Source organism: Legionella massiliensis (assembly GCF_000756815.1).
Classification (GTDB): Bacteria; Pseudomonadota; Gammaproteobacteria; order Legionellales; family Legionellaceae; genus Tatlockia; species Tatlockia massiliensis.
Genome location: NZ_CCVW01000001.1, coordinates 1,139,221 through 1,161,835, shown reverse-complemented (window position 1 = coordinate 1,161,835; position 22,615 = coordinate 1,139,221). Strand labels below are relative to the sequence as shown.

Genomic DNA, 22,615 nt, shown 5'->3' with positions numbered 1-22,615 from the left:
AAATAAAAAACAAAACGTTAGCTATTGCTAAATGTAGAACAGAATTGGCAACAAAACAAATTTAAAAACAAGGAATCGTCTAAGCTATGGAACACAATGATCATCACAAGCATCATCAGCCAAGTAGCTGTTGCCATAGCCAAGCCCCCAAACAGCAAACTAAACCCAGTATACGGGGGGCTGCAATTTATACCTGCCCGATGCATCCTGAAATCCGCCAAGCCACCCCAGGCAACTGCCCTCTTTGTGGTATGGCACTTGAACCTGAAACCCTTAGTGTTGAAGAAACAACCAATCCCGAATATCTGGATATGCGCCGTCGCTTTTGGATAGCCCTAATACTAAGTCTTCCTGTGTTTATTTTAGCTATGACAGAACCTGGATTAGCAGGGATACTTCCGCCACAGCAGTCAATCTGGATACAGATGCTACTAGCTACACCCGTTGTACTCTGGTGTGGTTGGCCGTTTTTTCAACGTGGCTGGCAATCACTAAAAACTCGTCACTTAAATATGTTTACCTTAATTGCGATGGGAACCGGGGTCGCCTGGGGCTATTCAATCATCGCAACTCTTTTACCTAATCTCTTTCCACTAAGCTTTCATAAGGACATGGGCTTAGTCCCGGTTTATTTTGAAGCAGCAGCAGTAATAACAACCTTGGTACTTCTAGGCCAGCTGCTTGAGTTAAGGGCACGAGAGAAAACTGGCGGTGCTATTCGCGCATTGCTAAGCTTAGCGCCTGAAACAGCGCACCGTCTTGATGAAAATGGCCAGGACCTTGAGGTTTCACTAGATAAAATCATTGTTGGTGATCGCTTAAGAGTTCGTCCTGGCGAGAAGGTCCCTGTTGATGGCGAGGTCATTGAAGGACAGTCTAACGTCGATGAATCGATGGTTACCGGTGAACCCTTAGCTGTTAGAAAAACGAGTGGTGATAAGGTTATCGGCGCAACTATCAACCAGACTGGCAGCTTCATTATGAAAGCGATACATGTTGGTAGCGACACTATGCTTGCACGCATCGTACAAATGGTCAGCGAGGCACAACGTAGTAAGGCTCCTATTCAGCGCTTAGCCGATGCAGTCGCAGGCTGGTTTGTTCCCTTAGTTATTTTAATCGCGGCATTAGCCTTTCTTATCTGGTTATTCCTTGGCCCTCAGCCCTCCTTCAGTTATGGCCTTATCGCAGCTGTTTCCGTCCTTATCATTGCCTGCCCCTGTGCCTTAGGCTTGGCAACACCGATGTCGATTATGGTCGGTGTAGGCAAAGGCGCGGGAAATGGTGTCCTGATTAAGAATGCAACTGCCCTAGAGCTAATGGAGAAAGTAACCACCCTGGTTGTGGATAAAACAGGAACACTTACTGAAGGTCATCCCCGCCTGGCCCAATTCATTTGCGTCGATCAAACAAAGGCCGATGAATTATTAGCTCTGGCTGCCGCCGTTGAAAATCATAGCGAACACCCGCTTGCCCATGCCATTGTCACAGCCGCTAAAGAAAAGAATTTAACTCTCCCAGCAATCCAAGATTTTACATCTCTGACCGGAAAAGGTGTGCGCGCTAGAGTAGCCAACCGGCTAGTTGCGATTGGCTCTAGTCAATTGATGCAGGAGCTAAGTTTGGCTCAACCTGAATTATTAGCAAGGGCAAATGAACTACGAGCCGAAGGCGCCTCAGTCATGTTTTTAGCAATTGACCAAGCAATAGCAGCGATTTTAGCTATTGAAGACCCTATAAAATCCAATACTCCAGAGGCAATAGCTAGCTTAAAACGCAAGAATATCAACGTAATTATGCTCACTGGCGACAATAAAAAAACTGCCGAAGCTGTTGCAGCAAAACTAGGGATAGAAAAGGTCATCGCAGAAGTATTGCCAGAAGATAAAAGCCGTATTGTGGCAGAGTTACAACAGAAACATGCGGTGGTCGCTATGGCAGGTGATGGTGTCAATGATGCACCCGCTCTGGCCAAAGCCGATATCGGCATTGCGATGGGGACAGGTACTGATGTTGCGATTGAAAGTGCTGGCCTAACATTGCTCCATGGGGATCTAGAGGGCATCGTCAAGGCTCGCCATTTATCAGAAGCAACGATGCGCAACATAAGGCAAAACCTCTTTTTTGCCTTTATTTATAATGCCTTAGGTGTGCCAATTGCAGCTGGTATTCTCTATCCTTTCACTGGAACACTCTTAAATCCGATGATTGCCGCAGCGGCCATGTCACTTAGTTCTTTCTCTGTTATTATCAATGCGCTGCGCTTACGATGGACAAGTTTATGAGCAAGTTTTGTTTTTGTTTAGGTCTCCTTCTTTTTACGGCTATAGTCGCTGTTGTCAATGCTGAGCCCAGCTTGACTGTCAATGAATTAACCCAAATCGCCATTGAAAATAATAACGATTTAAAAGCGGCTCAGTACAATATCAAACTGGCTAAGGCACGCCTTGTACAAGCAGGACTATGGTCTAATCCCAGCATCAATTTAGCAAATACTGATGATCGCTTGTTTACCAATGAAGGAGAATACACACGCAGTGCAGGATTTAGCCAAGCCTTTCCTATTTCTGGGCGCATAGGTCGGCAGAAAAATGTTGCGCGTGTTGATGTAGCAATTGCTATTTCCGAAGTGAACAATGCCAAACGCCTGCTTAGAGGAGCTGTGGCAGATAGTTATTATGCGATTCTTATTACCGACTATCGCTTAAAACAACAGAATAAACTTTTGGCGATTAACAAAAAACTAGTTCGCGTGACTCAGAACCGTTTTCATGCGGCAGAGGTCTCAGAGCTAGACACAAATACAGCAAGTCTGGAATATCAACGAATTCTCCAGGATAAAGAAATTTTGGATAGTCTGCGTATTAACCAAATAGCACAACTCAATCAGTTGTTAGGACGCGATGCCCTAAGCCCTCTTCCCTTAGAGAAATCCTTGCCCGATATAAAACTCCTCACAGCTAATTTTAACGAAACCCAGGAATTGGCCGTCAAGCAACGCCCGGATATGCATATTCTCTGGCTAAATCTTAATCGTGCCCAAGCAGATCAACAATTAGCTCGCTCCGGCCGCTGGGCTGATTGGACTCTCGGTTTAGCTGTGCAGCAGAGCAAAACTTTCGTCCAGGGCGGTTTACCCCAAAACCCCGATCGCGCCTTGAGTGTTAACCTCGCCATCCCCCTGCCAATACTCAACGCCAATCAAGGCAAAATCAGAGAGGCTGGTGTAACAGGGACACAAGCGCTTGCCAAGATGCAGGCTCTTCGTTTAACGATCCGAACTGAGGTTGCCTCTAACTACAGGCAGTTAGTGCTCTTACAAAAGGCACTACAGCAATCTCGCTTAGGTACTCTAAAGCTCAGAAGCAGGAATGTTAATTTGGCGAGAAATGCCTATAAGAATGGCCAGATTTCGTTGTTAGAAGTGCTTCAAATCCAGCGCCAACAGAATGATTTACAGGTAGCCTATCTCAATATGCTCGAAAAATACCTGCAAGCCTTGGTTAAACTATGCACGGCACTTGGTAACGACTCCACTACTTCTTTGTGCCCATATTTGTCTGATAGAGGGAATTTACATGCTTTTGCAAAACCGACTAAGTAACTCGGCTACCGTCATCCTGAACAGGGTGAAGGATCTCCTGGATTTAGCTTTGCGCCTGCTTTCGGAGATCTCTCACTGCGTCCGAGATGACGTTTTGCCTGGACTTATTGGGAAATCACGCCAGAAAAACCCTAATAAATTGATTTATTTGCTGTTTTTTGCAGCCTGCTTATTTCCAACTTCCTTTGCCTTTGCCCACGGCGAGCAACTGGAAATTTCTGGGCAACCGAAAGGGGCTGTTGAGCTAAGCAACGAGCAGATAAAGCTAATCGACCTTAAGACAGTTCAGGCGAGTCATAAACCACTTGCGCAGTTATTGGGACTAAATGGTGAAATTCAGTTACTGCCCAATGAACAAGCCGATGTTAGCGTCAGGATCTCAGGGAATGTAACCGCGCTTTATGCGAATTTGGGTGATCAGGTTAAGGTCAATCAACCCCTAATTAAGGTGCAATCCCTTTTAATTGGTGATCCACCGCCCAGTATTGTTATGAATGCGCCTATGGCAGGCGTTATTGATGCACGTAATGTTAGCCTCGGCCAGGCCGTCGTGCCTAATACCGTACTCTTTCATATTTCAAACCGTTCTAAACTGATTGTTGTTGCTAAGGTTTATGAGGAGGATTTGGATAAGGTTAAGGTCGGACAAGACGCAAAAATTCGGGTTCTGAGTTACCCCCACCTCACCTTTCTTGGCAAGGTTAACCTGATAGAGCCTAATCTTGATCCACTAACCCGAACTGTAAACGTGCAAATTATTGTTAATAATTTACAAGATTTACTAAAACCCGGAATGTTTACCCGAGCGAATCTTATTCTGCAGGAAAGCAAGTCAGCCTTAGTTATACCGAGCTCAGCAATTATTGAAACCAATAATGAGAAATTTGTCTTTAAGCAACAAGGCAACCGATACGATCGAGTAATGGTTAAAACAGGCATGGCCGATGACAATTACACTGAAATATTAGAGGGACTCTCTGAGGGAGAACAGGTTGTAACCCAGGGAAATCGCCAGCTTTACACCTATTGGCTAACCGGCGGCCATCCACCGTCACCGGAGGGCGCTGAGTGATGTTTAACTACCTTATTGCCTGGTCTCTAAAAAACCGGCTTCTTATCCTTTCCATAATCACGGGCTTATGCATATTAGGCGGCTATGCCTTACAAAGTATGCCTGTCGATGTGTTTCCAGAATTTGCTCCCCCTCAGGTTGTTGTCCAAACCCAAGCACCAGGTTTAGCACCACAAGAAGTTGAAGCCTTGATCACCTACCCCCTGGAGAGCGCCATTAACGGTACTCCAGGAGTTACCCATGTACGCTCAAAAACTGCGGTAGGCCTTTCAACAATTACTATTGTCTTTGATGATAAAACGGATATCTATCGTGACAGACAGTTAATTAACGAGCGTATCCAGCAAGTCATGGGACAATTACCCCAAGGCTCCAACCCAGTCATGCTGCCAGTAATTTCCGTGGTTGGTTGGCTAGTTAAATATGCTCTTGTTAGCAATACCATAACACCTGAAGATTTACGTACCATTTCAGATTGGGTAATTCGTCCGCGAATTCTGGCTCTTGGTGGTGTTGCCTCTGTCGTTTCTCTGGGTGGCGAAGTTAAACAATATCAGGTGTTAATGGACCCAGCCCGCATGCTCGCCTACCGTATCAGTGTTGAAGAAGTCAGTCAGGCTTTGGAAAACTCAAACCGCAATGTTCCCGGCGCTTTTCTGCAAAAATCAGGCGCTGAACTAACTATCGGCGCTATTGGTCGGGTAAAAACCCTCGATGATATCAAAAATACGATTATTACCATGCGAGAAGGGATCCCAATTACCATCGCCAATGTTGCAACAGTGGCCTATGGAGGCGAGATAAAAAGGGGCGATGGGGCTTATGACCTTAAAGCAGCAGTCATTGGCACTATCTCAAAAACCTATGGTGCTGATACCTTGGCCACAACCTACAAAGTCCAGAAGACCTTGGATGAAATAAAAGCGGCTCTTCCTCCGGGCGTAGAATTACAAACAACGGTCTTTCGCCAAGCCAATTTCATCGAATCAGCTATTAAAAACCTAAGACAAGCACTTCTGGAAGGAGCGTTAATAGTCATTATTGTCCTAGCCGTGTTTTTGATGAATCTACGCGCTTCACTCATCACTTTTCTAGCCATGCCTGTTTCTTTTATGGGCGGCATTCTGGTTTTATATTTATTCGGCTTTGGGATCAACGCCATGACCCTTGGCGGTATTGCTATAGCAATTGGTGAAGTTGTTGATGACGGTATCATCACAGTCGAAAACGCCTTAAAGCGCTTACGCCTTAATCGTCAGTTAGCTAAACCCCAGCCTGCTATAAGGATAGTTTTTGATGCGGTCTTGGAAATTAGAAGCTCAGTCATTTATGCAACGCTGATCATCAGCCTGGTATTCTTACCCATTTTCTTTCTCTCCGGCGTTGCTGAGCGAATTTTCAGTCCTCTCGCCATTGCTTATATCGCCTCAGTCATTGGCTCTCTTATAGTATCGATTACCCTAATCCCCGCCCTCTGTTATCTGCTTTTGGTTTATCCCAGCGAAAAGCAAAATGAACAAAATTTTCGCTTACGAGCGATGACTAAGGAAGAACGGCAGCAAGAACCAGAAACCTTTGATGAGAATCATAAAGAACAAGAGACAAAATTAGTTCTCTGGATAAAAAAGCATTATCAGCAAATTTTACAGTGGTCGTTAAACCATTTTTGGTCAGTTGTCAGTCTGGCAGGCCTAGGGTTTGCCCTAACCCTGTCCTTACTTCCTTTTTTTGGCACCGTTTTCTTACCTGAATTTCATGAAGGTAATTTTATTATTGCGATGACCACTTTGCCTGGCACCTCGCTTAACGAATCCATGCGTATTGGCCAGCAAGTTCGTAAGCAACTGCTCAAGTACCCACAGGTGATTTCTATAGCCCAACGCGCAGGTCGGAGCGCTATCGATGAGGATGCCCTTCCCCCTAATGTCAGTGAATTTGATGTCAATCTTGATTTTGACAAGGACAAAAGCGTTGCCCCCATCGATTTGCTTAAGAGAATTCGTCAGGATTTAACACAAATCCCTGGCGCAGCCTTCAATGTTGGGCAATTTATCGCTCACCGTATGGATGAAGTACTCTCAGGAGTCCGCTCGCAGGTTGCAGTTAAAATCTTTGGTGAAAATCTAACGACGCTCAATCAACTTAGTGAATCCGTTGAATCGCTGCTAAAAACAATGCACGGCGTAGTTGATATTAACAAAGAACAACAAATTGATGTGCCGCAGTTAATTATTAAAATTGATCGAGAAAAAGCAGCTCGCTATGGCATCCGAGTAGGACAGATTTCCGAGGACGTGCAAATCTTGCTAAATGGCTTTCGTGTTTCCAGTGTATTGGAAGGTCAACGTTCTTTTGACCTTTATCTGCGCATGGCTGAATCGGGACGGAATTCGGTAAGAGACGTACAGGATATGCTTATTGATGCCCATGGCAACGGTATTGAAAATGGTGACAAAATACCGCTTCGCGCTGTTGCGCAAATCTCTGAAGAACAACAGCCTTTTTCCATTAGCCGAGAAAATGTGCAACGCATGATTACAGTAGGCTTCAATGTGCAGGGGCGAGATTTGGGTTCAGTGATCCAAGAGGTGCAAGAAAAAATTAAAACCGATTTGCATCTCCCTGAAGGTTACTTTATGCAATACGGCGGCCAATTTGAAAGCCAGCAGCAAGCCCAACGCACTATACTTCTCTTAGGTAGCTTAGCGGTTATTGCGATGTTTTTACTTCTCTTTAAAGCCTTCGGTAGCTACAGTGAAGCCTTGTTAGTCCTTTGTAATCTACCCTTAGCCTTAATTGGCGGTATTTTATCCTTGTTTCTGATAAGCAGAGAAATGAGCATGGCCGCAATGATCGGCTTTATTACGCTCTTTGGTATCGCAGCTCGCAATGGTATTATTTTGGTCAGCCGTTATAATCAATTGGCGGCTGAAGGAAAAACTTTAGATGAGGTTGTAACCCAGGGAACTATTGATCGCCTTGTTCCGGTGCTAATGACCGCCGCGACAGCAGCACTAGGCCTGATTCCCTTACTGTGGGGTTCACCTGTTGGTAAAGAATTGGAACGGCCCTTGGCCCAGGTTTTATTAGGTGGACTCTTCACCTCGACCCTATTGAATATGGTCGTCGTGCCAACTATCTATAATAGAATGAAACAAAATCAGCAAAAACGCTCTGCTCATCAATCTGGAGGTTCTTAATCGTGTTAACTGTTAATCGCTTTACCAAACGGCTCCTGATTCTAAGCTTACCATTTATGAGCTTGGCCTATCAGCCTTGTGCTTTAGCTCATGGCGGCCATGCTCATCCAGCGCATTCAATGCAAGCAACGCCAGCTACAATCCAGTTATCCTTGCAAAGGATTGTGGATCAAGGCAATAAAAAAATTGTTTTCATCAAACTAAGCGATATTAAAACCCATAAACCAATTAGCTTAGCGGATCTCACAGAGGTTCATACCCAGAAAATCCATATGTTGGTCATTGATGATAACCTTAACGACTATAGCCATGTGCATCCCATGCCAACCCATGAACCTGGCGTCTACTCCTTTAACTGGCATCCGGTCAAAAAAGATGCAAACTATCGTATTTGGGCTGATCTTGTCCCTGTGAAAACTAAGCAGCAGGAATATGTAATCACCGATTTGCACCGAGCTAAATCCAGCCTGACAGAAATTGTCCCTAAGATTAGGATGGAAAGCGTTGTTGATGGTTATAAATTCAAACTCAGTTTTGACCAAGCACAGCTACAAAAAGGCAAGGCGGTCATGGGGAAAATTGATATTAGCGATAGTCAAGGCAAGCCTGTTCATTATTTGGAACCAGTAATGGGGGCTTATGCGCATATTGTCGGTTTTTCTGATGACTTTAATAGCGTTGTCCACATTCATCCAATGGGCACAGAACCACAAAAATCGGCTGACCGCGGCGGCCCTGAACTTGATTTTCATATTGAGCCGCAAAAAACAGGATTTATTAAGCTCTTTGCTCAGGTAAAGATTAAAGGCAAAGAACTCTTTGTACCTTTTGGGGTTGTTGTTAATAAGTCTGAAGCATAAATACGCCATTTAGAGCGAAGGATCTCCTGAATGTGGCACAGTGCTAATCCCGGAGATCCGTACTCGTTCAGGCAAGGATATCAACTTAAGCATTATCCCCCTCCCTGTCCCTACGCCCGCATCTTTTTAAGCAACCCTTCATCCAGGGCGTAGTGAACATCAAAAAACGAATAGAACTGATTAAAAAATAACATCAATATTTAATATCGGTGTAATTTTATCCTCTTAAAATGCATTTTGCTGATAGTGTTGAGTAATAACTGTAATGAGTGATGACCTTGGTCGGACAGTAATCAGTAGAATTAATCGTATATAACGCCAATCTTTAATTTTAAGGAAATATTTACAATGGTATATAAACTACAGCGAGTTAGTGGTCGAAGTTTGATTCCTGTTACAACACTGCTTGAAGAAATCAAAAACATTCCCTTAGACGAGACCTCACTTGATATGAGACACATTAGATTAAACTATAGATTTGGAACAGAATGGGTCGATCTTTTAGCTGCTCTCCCTGATTGCATAACTTCGCTTGGCTTGAGTTTTAATAATTTGGATAAACTTGGATCTAACCTAGCTGCAAGTTTGTCTGTTATTCGTGCTGAATTGACCTCACTTGAATTATATCGTAATGATCTGGGCCTTAACACGGGAGCTGACCTGAAGCAAATCTTTGCTGCTATCTCCACTAGCGTGACTTGGCTTGGTTTGGGCCAAAATAATTTGGGTACTCGCAATGGAGCTGAATTGGTCGCAGCTTTAGCCGCTATTCGCGCCCCACTTACTTTCCTTGATTTAGGTTGGAATGAACTAGACACCAAAACTGAAGCTGAGCTGGAGCAAATCTTTGCCGCGTTGCCAACTAGCCTGACTTCGCTGGAGTTATATTACAATCATTTGGGCACTAAAGATGGAAATGGATTGGCAAAAGCTCTTTACGCTCTCCCTGCTAAGCTGACTTGTCTTAATTTGAGTAGCAATATGTTGAACCTCAAAACGGGAGACGAACTGGAAAATATAATAAGGCATTTGCCTGAAACGTTAGACGAGCTTGATTTATCTGATAATGATTTCTCTGAGGATCAGATAAGGGCAATGCTCCCTGCTCTGCAAGCGTCGAACATCAAGACCCTCCATCTTGGAGATACAAGCAAATATAGCCCATCACTAAACCGCGAGCTAAATGCTTTAAATGGCAATGAACCTTTAGTCGGTTTTCTTTTAGGGAAGTTAGGGTTTTTGAATCAATCACAGGGAGAGGAAAGCGATAATACTCCGATTGTACCAGCACTACCTTCAGCCTAGGTAAAATACCTGTAATGGCGCCAATCGAAGGTGATATGTCCTCGCTGTGCTTTGGATGGTGAAATTCCTTAGGCTGACAGGCTTAACCTAATTCCAACTCAAAACCTTCTGCCAGGCATTATCCTTAAATTGCGGCTCAAGCGGCTGTTTAAGGGATGGCGGAATCAGCCTTAAACGAAAATCACTATTTGCTTTGCTAACATGGCTCTGCTGCTTAAGCGAAATAATAGAGCCTGCTGTAACCCTTTGATGATCAATATCAATTTCCGCACCCTTTTCAGCCTCTACCTGATAGTCACCAGCAAATTTTAGGTCCAAGCTTTGCTCCCCCGCTTTCACTAAAGGCGCGTAAAGAAAAATAGATCCCCAGAAGTGCTGGTATTGAGTCGCTAAATAGTCATGGATTTGCTGGGGAAGCAAATGAAAGCGATTATTATCCACATAGAGCTTAATAGGTGCCTTTTTAATTGACTCGATGATTTCAGGCATAGTATCAGGGCTAAAATAAAGTGACTTGAGCTGCATCAAGGTTGCAAGCTCCTTGGTTGGATGTTCTAAATAACTAGCTGAAGAACCGACTATATGCTCGAGGCCCGGTACTGGCTGCTTGATATCATGGAGCAAGGGAACACCTGCAATGTAAGTGCCACCAGTTGCTAATAAATCCTGCACCAGATAAACCATCGACCTCTGGTAACGTCCATCCATTGAGGGTAGGAGGGTAGCAACGATAAATAGTGGAAAAATTATCCCTATCATCAAAAATGAACTAAAAATTAAATTATTGAAAATAGCCTGCCAATTTTCAACCACATCAACTGAACATAAAACTATTAAGGAAATGGGAATAAATACCGCTATTAAATAACTACTTTGCATAGATAATTTAAAAAACAAAAACAGCAAGAATAAAATATATAAAACGGAAAAAATAACGATTAATTTTTTATTGTTCTTACTCAGCCTATCACCTTTAAGAACTGCAGAAAAAAAGGCAGAGTAAACAATCAAATACATAGGGAGCCCTGCAAGTAAATAATAAGAAAAGGGTTGTTTGCAGAGAAGAATAAAAATTGCAATAACTGTAGCATAACTAGTAATAAACGCGCGTTTCTTTATGGGAAAAACAAATAGGCCTAAATAAGCAATTGGCCATAGAAGAAAACCAGGATTATTATTCACAATAAAACTAAAGCGCCAATAATTATAATATTTATGGTCAACAAACCAGTTGTCTGAAGAGACAATATAAGCCTCATAAAAAATACTATTTAATACAGTTTGAAAGCTTGAAAAATAAGTCCAAAAAAGAATATAGCTGCAAAGGATAATCAAAGCAGACAGATTGAAAATAAAGATATCTTTCACCATCTTCCAATGCCGTGCATCAACCATCCAATGGCAGACTAGCCCACAATTTATCGCAATAATATACCAGACAGCTTTTTGGCAAACCAAGAAACTAAGCCCAATTGTCAGACCTGCAAAAGCATATTTTTCTTCAAAAACAAATAGTACAGCGATTAGACAAGTCCAATAAGTAATAATATCAACGCGAATATCGACTGAGTAAAAAAGAAAAAGCTCCAATACTGCAACAAGCAGCAAAGCATAGAGAATTGCCAGGGAATCGAAAAATTTTCTTAGCCAAATTCCGAGCCCTCCCATGCACAGAGCATTAAGGATTGCCACCCAGAGTTTGGTATAAATTAAGGGCTTTAGTACACCATGAAAAAGACTTAAAGGAATAAGAAATAGATAGTAACCAAGCACAGTCTTATAGGGTGGGAAATCACGATAGGGAAGCGCTGATTTATATTGATAGTTGTGATAGCTAAGCCAAAAATCATCCATCGAAAGGGCGGCGTAAAATACAAAAAAACCCTCAAAAATTAGATAGGCCAAACAGAGTATTCCAAGACTCCAGAAATAACTCTTATTGGATATTTTATGACTTGGATTGGAAAGAAATGCCACAGAAACGCCCTTGTTCGGAATCAAAGATAGTTGTTCTCCCCTAGGCAATAGGTCACATCATTGCGAACACAATAACAGGATATAGTGCCAAGGGGCCGTCTTACAGAGCGCCCCAGCCTCTTTACCCCGTCATCCCGAACATAGTGAGGGATCTCCGGAATTAGCACAGTGCTACACTCAGGAGATGTCTCTCTACGTTCGACATGACGTACGCCTTTGGGAACGGATAACCGCCTGCTATTTTTTGAATGAAACATAGATCTTCCTTCCAATCCAAAAAACAATCAAGCAAACCACAGCCCATAACAAAATTAAAGGTACAAAATAGATAATAAACTCAATAAAACCATAAGTTATACTGCGCAATTGGTCAATAAGTGCATGATAAGACTCCCTGGCTACATCAGCTAACATCCAATGCTTCTCAGCAGCGCTTGCCGTCGCGGGATTAAGGCTCAAACTGATGTTAATCAATGAATAAGCAACTGATTGTTTGTAATATTTTATTTGCCCTTCAATGATCTCAATTTGTTCCTGAGTATCACTTAATTCTTGATAAACACTAAGAACGTCGGCTGTTTTTGTTGCCCCAGCCATAATCTTTGCTAACTGATCTTTTGCCGTCTCAAGATTTTTAAGCCTACTTTCAAGGCTAATATATCGTTGTGTTATATCTTCGCCAGTAATTGATTCTTGCATAACGCGCGTCGCTAAGGCTTTCAAAGCTGTCAATGCATTATTTAAACCCTGTGATGGCACTCTAATACTAATTTGAGCAGTACTATCCGCTGCGGCAGTTAACTGGCTTATAGAGGAATTAACGATATAACCACCTGAACGATCAGCTAACTGGGTAATTTGATCCATAGCTTTATCGATATTTTCGACTTGTAAGGAAATATCAGCATTATGGATAATCATCCCTCTTACCTCACTATCAGAAGGTTGATTTCCTGTTTGCATACCTACCGGGGTAGTATTACCAGGAGTAGCAATGGTTGGGATAGCCCCACCTTCAGGACCAATAGAACCATACATCGTTGCACCAGTTCGACTTAGGCTCGCTGAAAGGATAATAAAGAAGAGACTGAAGGCACCAAAAGCGGTCAAGAAATAAATTAATCCTTTTCTCATTATTTCGTCCCTAAAAGAAAAATCACTTAAAGTATGGCAAAAATTTATCTTTTTACTAAAGGTAACCATTCTGCCGAATGGTTACCTATCTACTCTTAGTCTCCCAAAAGACCCATCTCTTTTACCGCATCACGCTCTTGGCGCAATTCATCTAAGGTTAGATTGAATTTTTCTCTGCCATAGTCATTAAATGTCAGATCTTCAACAACTCGAACTTCATTATGTTCACGGCGGCATGGGAAGGAGAAAATCAAGCCCTCATCAACACCATATTCGCCTTCAGAGTTGCGGCATACGGAGAATGATTCCATAGCAGGAGTATCAGTAATTAGATTGCTAACGCCATGAATGATTGCATTCGCCGCAGAAGCAGCAGAAGACAGGCCACGCGCCTTAAGAATTGCAGCACCGCGTTGTTGGACTGTGGTCACAAAGGTATCCTTTAACCAAGCTTCATCATCAATCACTGTCGCTGCTGAGAAACCATTGATTTTTGCATTATAAAAGTCAGGATACTGTGTGGATGAATGGTTACCCCAAATTGTCATTTGACTAACATTGGTCACATCAACACCTGCTTTTTTGGCCAATTGAGTACGAGCGCGCAGCTCATCCAGCGTGGTCATTGCATAAAAGCGATCATTAGGTACATCTTTAGCGTTATTCATGGCAATCAGGCAATTGGTATTGCAAGGATTTCCAACAACAAAAACACGAACATCATCAGCAGCATTATCACTGATTGCCTGCCCTTGCTTGGTGAAAATTCCGCCATTTACTTTAAGTAAATCAGAACGCTCCATTCCCTGCTTACGGGGAACTGAACCTACTAATAAGGCCCAATTAACTCTATCCATTGCTTGGTCAAGGCTAGAAGTACAAACGATATTCTTCAGTAAGGGGAAAGCACAATCATCCAATTCCATCGCAACGCCTTCAAGAGCAGGTAAAGCTTGCTCTAACTCCAGTAATTGTAGTTCGACTTCGGTATTTGGGCCGAACATTTGACCAGAGGCGATCCTAAACAGCAAAGCATAACCAATTTGCCCTGCAGCACCTGTGACAGCTACTCTCACTCGCTTATTCATTATTTACTTCCTCTTCTAACCATTGTTTAACTAATAAAAGCGCAGCAATACTGCGCGCTTCAGAAAAATCAGGACGTTCCAGCAATTCATTATAGGCATATAAAGGCCATTCCACTACTTCAGGCGCTTCTGGTTCATCGCCTGGTAAAGGAGAAGGATATAAATCCCTGGCCACAACAACTTCAATACGGGCTCCAAAATACCCCGGTGCTAAAGTCAGACATTTAAGCTTATCAAAACGTTTTGCCGCTAAGCCAGCTTCTTCGCGCAACTCTCTATTCGCTGCCTCAAATACAGACTCGCCTTTATCAATTAATCCCTTGGGGAAACCAAGTTCGTAAGAGTCTGTACCTGCAGCGTATTCACGCACTAGAAGCAAGGACTCACTTGCTGTCAGGGCAACAATTAGTACTGCACCGTGGCCATGACTACGAATACGCTCATAAATCCGCTCTGCACCATTTGAGAACCGAAGATGCATTTGCTCGATAGTGAACAGCATTGACTTTGCAATAACCGTTTTTTTATGACAAACCGGTTTTTCACGCATCCTAGGAATCCATCTTAAATAGTAACAGCGAATTATGATACTATTGTGCCTTTGAACAAGCCAGCCTGATTTAAAAAACGATGTTAGCTACCTCTTTATATATCCATATTCCCTGGTGCATTCGCAAATGCCCCTATTGTGATTTTAATTCTCATAAAAGCCCCGATAACTTACCGGAAGAAAATTATGTCTCCGCCTTAATCGCAGATTTTAAAGCGGATTTGGCTCAATTTTCTGTGCGTGAAATCAATACAATATTTATCGGTGGTGGCACACCCAGCTTATTTTCAGCACAGGCTTATGAATCCTTATTCGCACAATTACAAAAGCTTGTTCCTTTTACAAGTGATATCGAAATCACTCTCGAGGCAAATCCAGGAACGATTGAACAACAACGTTTTAATGATTACCGTCAACTCGGCATTAACCGATTGTCCTTAGGGATACAAAGCTTCAACGCTAATCATTTAAAAGCCTTGGGACGTATTCATGACGATAAACAGGCACACAAAGCAATTGAAACCGCAAGGCGAGCAGGTTTCGACAATATTAATATCGATATCATGCACAGTTTGCCTGAACAATCCATTGAGCAAGGCCTCGAAGACTTAAACACCGCACTATCCCATAACCCCGAACATCTATCCTGGTATCAGCTTACTATTGAGCCAAACACGGTTTTCTATAAGCAACAACCCAGCTTACCGGACGAGGAAGTAGTTTGTCTCTTAGAGGAGCAAGGTTTAGCGAATTTAACGGCCAAGGGTTATCAACGCTATGAAATCTCTGCTTTTTGTAAAGCCAACAAACCCGCCCGCCATAACCTGAATTATTGGCTCTTTGGTGATTATTACGGCATTGGTGCTGGTGCCCATGGCAAAATAACCTGTGAAAATGGTCAAATCGTCCGCACTCGTAAACAACGCCAACCTAATGATTATTTAAGCCCAGACAAATCTTTCATGGCCGCGAGTGAACAAGTTAGTACAGACTCGCTGATTTTTGAATTCATGCTAAATGCCAGTCGTTTAGAACAAGCCATTGACAATAGTTTATTCCAAGAGCGCACCGGCCTTCCTTTTGACAATTTAAAACCATTATTAGCTAAGGCAGAGCAAACTGGCCTTATAACCATGACTGAGTCAAACTGGCAAATTACAGCGCTTGGCCGTCGTTATACCAATAATTTACAAGCGATGTTCCTCCCCGAGTAGCAATTTTCGGATTGATGCTTCACAAGCAACCTGCTTTACTTGATAATAAGATTCTAAGTCTAATCAGAACTCATCCCTGCGCTTGGAGGCACCTAATGACAGCCCTGTTATACACATTCGTGATAGTTGTTGGTTATTTATTTGGCTCAGTTTGCTCCGCCGTAATTGTCAGTCAACTCTTCTCCCTCCCTGACCCACGTACTGAGGGCTCAAAAAATCCAGGGGCTACTAATGTTCTACGTCTTGCTGGTAAGAAATACGCAGCTATAGTCTTGCTCGGGGATATGCTCAAAGGCTTGCTCCCAGTTTTACTAGCGAAAATACTTGGCGCTGACCATGTTGCAATATGCTTCACCGCCCTCGCCGCAGTTATAGGTCATATGTATCCTGTTTTCTTTCGTTTTCACGGCGGAAAAGGGGTCGCTACAGCCCTGGGCGCCTTATTAGGCGTGAACTTCATTCTTGGCGTTATGGTTATTGCAACCTGGCTTTTGGTAGCAAATTTCACACGTTACTCATCGCTGGCATCGATCGTTTCGATCATCCTTGCTCCCATCTATGCGATGCTTGCAATAGGCCATTTGGAGATTTTCCCACCATTATTTTTTATTACTCTACTAGTTATATACCAACATCGTAACAACATAACCCGCTTGATCGATGGGGAAGAACCTAAGATCAAAGCCAGCCATAACCTTAATGAAGAAATTAACGCGGTGCTTACTGAACCAACACGAGTTGTATCACCAGCAACAGAAGAACAAGCTGATGAAGCAAAAGAGACCGAGAATAAAGAGACCTAAACAACAAGTCCATTCTCTCTTGTGGGAGAATGGACTTCTCTTACTCCCCAATCAAAGGCCAACGCGCTTTTACTTCGATTGATTGACTATCATCCCTATTTCCCTGCATTAATCGCAAATATCCCGCATAGGCAACCATAGCCCCATTGTCAGTGCAATATTCCGTTCTAGGAAAATACACATCTCCATTTAAATCATTCATTAAAGTTGTCAACAAAGCACGTAACTTGCGATTTGCCCCGACCCCACCAGCGACAACTAATCGACGATTACCAGTTTGCTTCAAAGCACGCTTACATTTAATTAGGAGCGTATCAACAACCGCCTCCTGAAAAACCTTAGCAATAGCAGCACGCGCCTTCGTATCTTTCTCACTATTATTCCAGGTTGTTAAGGCATGGGTTTTCAGCCCGCTAAAACTAAAATCCAAACCGGGTCTGTCTGTCATCGGGCGAGGAAAAGGAGCCAACGACCCTTCGTCCATGGAACATTGATCAGCAAGTTCGGCGAGGATTGCGCCCCCTGGATAAGGTAGCCCCATTAATTTTGCAGTCTTATCAAAAGCTTCACCCACAGCATCATCCAAGGTATCCCCTAATAGCTCATATTCACCTAAAGCGCTTGCCTCGATTAACTGCGTATGGCCACCGGATACCAGCAAAACCAGAAAGGGGAAATCCAATTGTGCTGAGTCGAGCTTGGCAGCAAGCAGATGCGCTTCAAGGTGATGTATAGCTAAAGCAGGTATATTAAGCCCGAGAGCAAGACTTTTGGCAAAACAAGCACCGGTTAATAAAGCCCCCACTAAACCAGGTCCTGCTGTGTAAGCAATAGCATCAATAGCAGTTTTGGCGATCCCAGCCTGTTGCAAAGCCTCATCAACTAAGGGAACCAAGTACTTAACATGATCACGAGAAGCCAGCTCAGGCACCACCCCCCCATAGCGCTGGTGGGTTGCCACCTGAGAATGAAGTGCATGTGCAATGATACCCTTTTCGGAATCATAGATAGCAATTCCAGTTTCATCACATGAGGATTCAATTCCTAAAACAAGCATTAATGCTCCAGATACGAAAAATGTCTGTGAATTATACATGAGGTACAAAAAACCTTAAAATCGCGGCCTTATGCAAATTATTCGTTATCAAAAATAACTTGTCTGCAAAGACACTTGACGCCGAAGACAACTGGCACTAGAATTGCCAACCTATTGTGTTCAATTAAACCAGAGGAATAGTTAATGCCTACCGTTCGTGTGAAAGAGGGCGAAAATCCTGAATACGCACTACGTCGTTTCAAACGATCCTGTGAAAAAGCAGGAATTCTAACTGAGTTACGTCGTCGCGAATTTTATGAAAAACCAACTGCTGAGCGTAAGCGCAAGCAAGCTGCTGCTGTAAAACGTCATCTTAAGAAGATTTCTCGTGATACCTCCAGCCGCCGTGGCTTAAAACACAGACGCAAGTAATTATGACTATTAAAGACCGCATCAGTAATGACTTAAAGGACGCCATGCGTGCCAGAGATAAAATGAAACTGGATACCCTACGTCTTGTTACTGCTGCAGTCAAGCAAGTCGAAGTTGATGAGCGTATCGAGGTCGATGAAGAGCGTATGCTCGTTATCCTCGATAAACTCTCGAAACAGCGTAAAGAATCCATAGCTCAGTTTCAAGCTGCAGGACGCGACGATCTAGTTGCTCAAGAGCAGTTTGAATTAGACATCATCAGCCAGTATTTGCCTGAACCCCTATCCGAAGCAGAAATCGAAACCCTAATTAGTAAAGCAATTGCTGAGGTCGGCGCCGAAAAAATGAGTGATATGGGTAAGGTTATGGCCTTGCTAAAGCCACAATTACAAGGCAGAGCAGATATGAGCAAAGTGAGTTCGTTAATAAAGGCTAAGTTGAGTTAAGCATCGATCATGTCAGGCTTAATTCCGCAGCCGTTCCTTGACGAACTGCTTAGCCGTACTGATCTTGTCGAGCTAGTCGATAGCTATGTCCCCCTGAAAAAACGAGGAAACAGCTTTATCGCTTGTTGCCCTTTTCACAGCGAAAAAACACCCTCCTTCAATGTCGTTGCAAAAAAACAGTTTTATCATTGCTTTGGCTGTGGTGCCAGCGGTAATGCTATTAGCTTTGTTATGAGTTATTTGAATCAAGGTTTTACTGACGCAGTAGAGACCTTGGCCGCTAGATTAGGCATGCAAGTGCCAAAAGATGGCAAGGCTGAGAAAAACCAACAATCGCTAAGCCTCTACCAATTACTCACTCGAGTCAGTCAATTCTACCAACAAACACTAAAAACTAATGGCCAGGCTGCTATTGATTATTTGCGTCAACGCGGTCTTAGCGGGGAAATCGCCAAATTATATCAACTAGGATATGCCCCCTCAGGTTGGCAGACTCTGGAAGCAAAATTCAGAGCAAACCGCAATGAGCTTATTGCAACCGGGATGCTCATCCAAAAAGATGATGGTAAAACTTATGATCGCTACCGCCACCGCGTAATGTTTCCTATCCATGATCGCCATGGACGAATAATCGGCTTCGGTGGCCGGGTTCTTGATAATGAGCAAAAACCCAAGTACCTCAATTCGCCTGAAACAGCTATTTTTCAAAAGAGCCGCGAACTCTACGGTTTACACCAAATTCTGCAACAGCAAACTGCCATCTCTAACTTCGTCATTGTTGAAGGCTATATGGATGTCATCGCCCTAGCCCAACACGGAATTCGCAACGCTGTAGCCACCCTTGGTACCGCAACAAGTAGCTACCATATTCAACTGCTATCGAAACACAGCAAACGGTTAATTTTTTGTTTTGATGGCGACGCTGCGGGGCGGCAAGCCGCTTGGCGCGCCTTAGAAAGTTGCTTGCCTGAATTAAATTCAGGTCTTGATGCCGGGTTTATTTTTCTACCGGAAGAACATGACCCAGATAGCCTTGTCAGAGCTGAAGGCAGTGAAAATTTCAAGCTTCGCTTAGAAAATGCCACCCCCTTGAACCGTTTTTTTCTCGACACAATTGCTAAGGAGATAGACACCTTCAGTCATGCCGGCAAAAGCCAATTAATCAATGCGGCAAAACCCTATCTTTTAAAAATGCAAGATGGCCCATACAAGCAATTGTTATTAAACGAACTATCACGCATGACGCATATCGAAAATTACCGCATTCTGCAAATTATCAATGATAATTTGGCCATCAAAGCTGAGGAAAGCAGCAAGAAAATTACGAACTCCCCTATTCGTTTAGCGATTGCCCTACTTATTCAAAACCCCGAAATTTTTAAGGCATGCCAAGATAAAATAGACATTAGCTCTCTAGATAGTAAAGAACAGGAAGTCCTACAGAAACTTTTATCCCAGGTTGAAAAATCTCCTGAAGCAAACACAGCAACACTTATTGAAGCCTGGCGAGATACATCTTATTTTACAGCCCTGGGGAAACTAGCTGGATGGGAACATCAAGAGCCTGAAGAAGAGCTAGTAAAAAAATTTACAGACATCATTTTATTTTTACAAAAACAAAATTTAGAAAATAAAATTAACCAATATCTTGCAAAATCTCGAAATCAGGGCTTAACTGTTTCTGAAAGACATATGTTACAAGAAATGATGAAACAACGGCATCTTAATGCTCATGATAAAAATTAACGCATAAGATGCTGGCAAGTTTGCGATGGCGGGTTTATAATCAAACCCTTTTTTGTACCTTATTAATCACTCATCTTATTAAGTGCCTATGACCATGAATGATCAAGAACAGCAGCGCTCGCAAATCACCAAAGTCATCAGTTTGGGTAAAGAACAAAACTACCTTACTTATGCCCAGATTAACGACCTGTTACCCAACATTGTCGATACAGAACACTTTGACGTTATCATCTCCATGTTAGAGGGTATGAACATCAAGGTATTCGAAATGCCGCCGAGTGATGATGAATTAGCTCTACTCGGAAACACTGAAGAAGTACCAGAAGACGTCGAAGAAGCTGCCGCTGTTCTTGCTTCTGTGGATAAAGAAACCGGACGCACGACGGATCCTGTTCGTATGTACATGCGCGAAATGGGAACTGTTGAGCTCCTAACTCGCGAAGGCGAGATTCGCATTGCCAAACGCATTGAAGAAGGTATTTATCAAGTTCTTAAAGCATTGGCACATTATCCTGAAACTGTCCAGTTAGTCCTAGAAGATTACGAACGTGTCGCAACAGAAGAGATGCGGCTAAGCGAAATCATCAGTGGATTTGCTGATTCTGAGGAAGAAGCACCGCCTGCAAACATCGGTTCTATGCTCGAAGAAGCCCAACAGGATGAGTTAATCGTAGAAGAAATACTTGCTGTTGACGATGAAGATGAGGATGGCGAAGGCGGCGGCATAAGCGAAGCCGATGACGGTCCAAATCCTGAACAAGCGAAAATTTATTTCGATGAACTGCGCAGCAATTTTGATAATGCCATGAAGGCCTTAAAAGAACATGGCCGTAGCAATAGCAAAACAATAGAGTTCTTGGATGTCATGTCAGACTCTTTCCTCAAACTGAAATTAACCTCAAGACAGGTTGACCGACTGACACGCCATTTCCGTCAATTAAGAAATCATATTCGTGAATTTGAGCGCTCTATCATGCGACTCTGCATTGAAAAAGCCCGTATTCCCCGCAAGCTCTTTATCGATACCTTCCCAGGCCAAGAGACTGATCTGAATTGGTTAGATGATTTGATTCAGAAACATGCGAAAAAGCTAGATATGGTTCGTATTGAAGAATTCACCGATGAGATCAGACGCCTACAAGCAAGACTGGCTTCATTTGAAGAAGAATATGGCCTGACAATCAGCGAAATCAAAGACATAAATCGTAAAATGTCTATTGGTGAAGCAAAGGCAAGACGAGCTAAAAAAGAAATGGTCGAAGCAAACCTCCGCTTGGTTATTTCTATTGCCAAAAAATACACAAACCGTGGCTTACAATTCCTTGATTTAATTCAGGAAGGTAACATCGGTTTGATGAAAGCAGTAGACAAGTTTGAATACCGACGCGGCTATAAGTTTTCAACCTACGCCACCTGGTGGATTCGACAAGCAATAACCCGCTCAATTGCTGATCAGGCAAGAACTATTCGTATCCCAGTTCATATGATTGAGACAATCAACAAACTCAATCGTATTTCACGCCAAATTCTGCAAGAAACAGGAAGAGAAGCAACGCCTGAAGAATTAGCAGAAAAGATGGAGCTAAGTGAAGACAAGATACGCAAGGTTCTAAAAATTGCAAAAGAACCCATCTCCATGGAAACCCCTGTAGGTGACGATGACGATTCTCATTTAGGCGACTTTATTGAAGATAACAACATCGAATCACCAATCGACAGAGCAACCGCCGAAGGCCTACGCGAAGCAACCCTAGAAATATTAGAAACACTAACACCAAGGGAAGCCAAAGTATTACGCATGCGCTTCGGTATAGAGATGAACACCGACCACACTCTAGAAGAAGTAGGCAAACAGTTCGACGTAACCCGAGAGCGAATCCGCCAAATCGAAGCAAAAGCTCTACGCAAACTCCGCCACCCCTCCCGCTCAGAAAAGCTGCGCAGCTTCCTAGAAGGCGATGACAGCTAACCCCAAAAGAACTGAGACAGGCTAACGCCTGTCTCATAAAAAACAAAAATTTTTGTAGCAATCCCCCTCACGAACCATTACAATGTCATCTCTTCGGGCCCATAGCTCAGTTGGTCAGAGCAGCGGACTCATAATCCGTTGGTCCTAGGTTCAAGTCCTAGTGGGCCCACCAATTAAAG

The 22,615-nt window shown here is 43.1% G+C and carries 16 protein-coding genes, 1 tRNA gene and 1 pseudogene; 13 read left to right on the top strand and 5 right to left on the bottom strand.

The annotated features are described in order from the left end of the window. Nucleotides 1-86 precede the first annotated feature (86 nt). The 6 genes from BN1094_RS04945 to BN1094_RS18740 all read left to right on the top strand — a co-directional run bounded on the left by BN1094_RS04945 (nucleotide 87) and on the right by BN1094_RS18740 (nucleotide 10,041). A complete protein-coding gene (locus tag BN1094_RS04945; protein WP_043873205.1) occupies nucleotides 87-2,285 on the top strand; it encodes a copper-transporting P-type ATPase in 2,199 nt (732 codons plus the stop codon). Next, on the top strand, nucleotides 2,282-3,604 hold the full coding sequence (locus tag BN1094_RS04940) for a TolC family protein (RefSeq protein ID WP_081935009.1): 1,323 nt from the start codon (nucleotides 2,282-2,284) through the stop codon (nucleotides 3,602-3,604). The genes BN1094_RS04945 and BN1094_RS04940 overlap by 4 nt, the downstream gene beginning before the upstream one ends. After that, complete coding sequence (locus BN1094_RS04935) at nucleotides 3,579-4,676, top strand: efflux RND transporter periplasmic adaptor subunit (RefSeq protein WP_081935007.1); 1,098 nt, start codon at nucleotides 3,579-3,581, stop codon at nucleotides 4,674-4,676. Before BN1094_RS04940 ends, BN1094_RS04935 begins: the two co-directional genes overlap by 26 nt. Then, the gene (locus BN1094_RS04930) at nucleotides 4,676-7,876 is read left to right on the top strand and encodes an efflux RND transporter permease subunit (protein ID WP_043873203.1); all 3,201 of its coding nucleotides are present in this window, start codon (nucleotides 4,676-4,678) and stop codon (nucleotides 7,874-7,876) included. Before BN1094_RS04935 ends, BN1094_RS04930 begins: the two co-directional genes overlap by 1 nt. Nucleotides 7,877-7,878: 2 nt before the next feature. Continuing rightward, a complete protein-coding gene (locus BN1094_RS04925) occupies nucleotides 7,879-8,736 on the top strand; it encodes a hypothetical protein (protein ID WP_099908967.1) in 858 nt (285 codons plus the stop codon). A gap of 348 nt (nucleotides 8,737-9,084) precedes the next feature. Then, nucleotides 9,085-10,041 carry a leucine-rich repeat domain-containing protein gene (locus BN1094_RS18740; RefSeq protein ID WP_052403139.1) on the top strand — a complete coding sequence of 319 codons (957 nt, stop codon included), beginning with the start codon at nucleotides 9,085-9,087 and terminating at the stop codon, nucleotides 10,039-10,041. A gap of 87 nt (nucleotides 10,042-10,128) precedes the next feature. Here the strand turns inward: BN1094_RS18740 and BN1094_RS04915 are convergent, their stop codons facing one another. From BN1094_RS04915 to nudE, 4 genes are all read right to left on the bottom strand, one after another. Then, nucleotides 10,129-12,018: a hypothetical protein gene (locus BN1094_RS04915; protein ID WP_141650423.1), complete on the bottom strand. Its 1,890-nt coding sequence runs from the start codon at nucleotides 12,016-12,018 to the stop codon at nucleotides 10,129-10,131. Between the two features lie 237 nt (nucleotides 12,019-12,255). Further along, nucleotides 12,256-13,152, bottom strand: coding sequence for a DUF4349 domain-containing protein (locus BN1094_RS04910; RefSeq protein WP_043873201.1), 897 nt, complete (start codon nucleotides 13,150-13,152; stop codon nucleotides 12,256-12,258). A gap of 95 nt (nucleotides 13,153-13,247) precedes the next feature. Then, nucleotides 13,248-14,240, bottom strand: a complete 993-nt coding sequence (locus tag BN1094_RS04905) for a malate dehydrogenase (protein ID WP_043873200.1) — start codon at nucleotides 14,238-14,240, stop codon at nucleotides 13,248-13,250. Further along, nucleotides 14,233-14,790: an ADP compounds hydrolase NudE gene (gene nudE, locus BN1094_RS04900; protein WP_043873199.1), complete on the bottom strand. Its 558-nt coding sequence runs from the start codon at nucleotides 14,788-14,790 to the stop codon at nucleotides 14,233-14,235. Before nudE ends, BN1094_RS04905 begins: the two co-directional genes overlap by 8 nt. A gap of 80 nt (nucleotides 14,791-14,870) precedes the next feature. On the opposite strand from nudE, the gene hemW reads away from it, so the two are divergent. Further along, nucleotides 14,871-16,004, top strand: a complete 1,134-nt coding sequence (hemW, locus tag BN1094_RS04895; protein ID WP_043873198.1) for a radical SAM family heme chaperone HemW — start codon at nucleotides 14,871-14,873, stop codon at nucleotides 16,002-16,004. Between the two features lie 95 nt (nucleotides 16,005-16,099). Next, nucleotides 16,100-16,804 (top strand): annotated as a pseudogene (plsY, locus tag BN1094_RS04890) (glycerol-3-phosphate 1-O-acyltransferase PlsY); the annotation flags it as partial. Nucleotides 16,805-16,847: 43 nt separating this feature from the next. Here the strand turns inward: plsY and tsaD are convergent. Next, a complete protein-coding gene (tsaD, locus tag BN1094_RS04885; protein WP_043873197.1) occupies nucleotides 16,848-17,864 on the bottom strand; it encodes a tRNA (adenosine(37)-N6)-threonylcarbamoyltransferase complex transferase subunit TsaD in 1,017 nt (338 codons plus the stop codon). Between the two features lie 183 nt (nucleotides 17,865-18,047). On the opposite strand from tsaD, the gene rpsU reads away from it, so the two are divergent. The 5 genes from rpsU (at nucleotide 18,048) to BN1094_RS04860 (ending at nucleotide 22,608) form a co-directional block, all read left to right on the top strand. Continuing rightward, nucleotides 18,048-18,275 carry a 30S ribosomal protein S21 gene (gene rpsU, locus BN1094_RS04880; RefSeq protein WP_043873196.1) on the top strand — a complete coding sequence of 76 codons (228 nt, stop codon included), beginning with the start codon at nucleotides 18,048-18,050 and terminating at the stop codon, nucleotides 18,273-18,275. Nucleotides 18,276-18,277: 2 nt separating this feature from the next. Then, nucleotides 18,278-18,721, top strand: a complete 444-nt coding sequence (locus tag BN1094_RS04875; RefSeq protein ID WP_043873195.1) for a GatB/YqeY domain-containing protein — start codon at nucleotides 18,278-18,280, stop codon at nucleotides 18,719-18,721. Nucleotides 18,722-18,730: 9 nt separating this feature from the next. Next, entirely contained in the window at nucleotides 18,731-20,467 is a 1,737-nt protein-coding gene (dnaG, locus tag BN1094_RS04870; protein WP_043873194.1) for a DNA primase, read from the top strand. Between the two features lie 88 nt (nucleotides 20,468-20,555). Next, complete coding sequence (rpoD, locus tag BN1094_RS04865) at nucleotides 20,556-22,436, top strand: RNA polymerase sigma factor RpoD (protein WP_043873193.1); 1,881 nt, start codon at nucleotides 20,556-20,558, stop codon at nucleotides 22,434-22,436. 95 nt (nucleotides 22,437-22,531) lie between these two features. Then, nucleotides 22,532-22,608, top strand: a tRNA-Ile gene (locus BN1094_RS04860). Nucleotides 22,609-22,615 lie beyond the last annotated feature (7 nt).

Bases quoted from the DNA above. Each gene is read 5' to 3' on its own strand.
- hemW (WP_043873198.1), top strand. From the start codon at position 14,871: ATGTTAGCTACCTCTTTATATATCCATATTCCCTGGTGCATTCGCAAA.
- BN1094_RS04935 (WP_081935007.1), top strand. From the start codon at position 3,579: ATGCTTTTGCAAAACCGACTAAGTAACTCGGCTACCGTCATCCTGAAC.
- tsaD (WP_043873197.1), bottom strand. From the start codon at position 17,864: ATGCTTGTTTTAGGAATTGAATCCTCATGTGATGAAACTGGAATTGCT.
- BN1094_RS04875 (WP_043873195.1), top strand. From the start codon at position 18,278: ATGACTATTAAAGACCGCATCAGTAATGACTTAAAGGACGCCATGCGT.
- BN1094_RS04945 (WP_043873205.1), top strand. From the start codon at position 87: ATGGAACACAATGATCATCACAAGCATCATCAGCCAAGTAGCTGTTGC.
- BN1094_RS04910 (WP_043873201.1), bottom strand. From the start codon at position 13,152: ATGAGAAAAGGATTAATTTATTTCTTGACCGCTTTTGGTGCCTTCAGT.
- dnaG (WP_043873194.1), top strand. From the start codon at position 18,731: ATGTCAGGCTTAATTCCGCAGCCGTTCCTTGACGAACTGCTTAGCCGT.
- BN1094_RS04940 (WP_081935009.1), top strand. From the start codon at position 2,282: ATGAGCAAGTTTTGTTTTTGTTTAGGTCTCCTTCTTTTTACGGCTATA.
- BN1094_RS18740 (WP_052403139.1), top strand. From the start codon at position 9,085: ATGGTATATAAACTACAGCGAGTTAGTGGTCGAAGTTTGATTCCTGTT.
- nudE (WP_043873199.1), bottom strand. From the start codon at position 14,790: ATGCGTGAAAAACCGGTTTGTCATAAAAAAACGGTTATTGCAAAGTCA.
- rpoD (WP_043873193.1), top strand. From the start codon at position 20,556: ATGACCATGAATGATCAAGAACAGCAGCGCTCGCAAATCACCAAAGTC.
- BN1094_RS04905 (WP_043873200.1), bottom strand. From the start codon at position 14,240: ATGAATAAGCGAGTGAGAGTAGCTGTCACAGGTGCTGCAGGGCAAATT.
- rpsU (WP_043873196.1), top strand. From the start codon at position 18,048: ATGCCTACCGTTCGTGTGAAAGAGGGCGAAAATCCTGAATACGCACTA.
- BN1094_RS04930 (WP_043873203.1), top strand. From the start codon at position 4,676: ATGTTTAACTACCTTATTGCCTGGTCTCTAAAAAACCGGCTTCTTATC.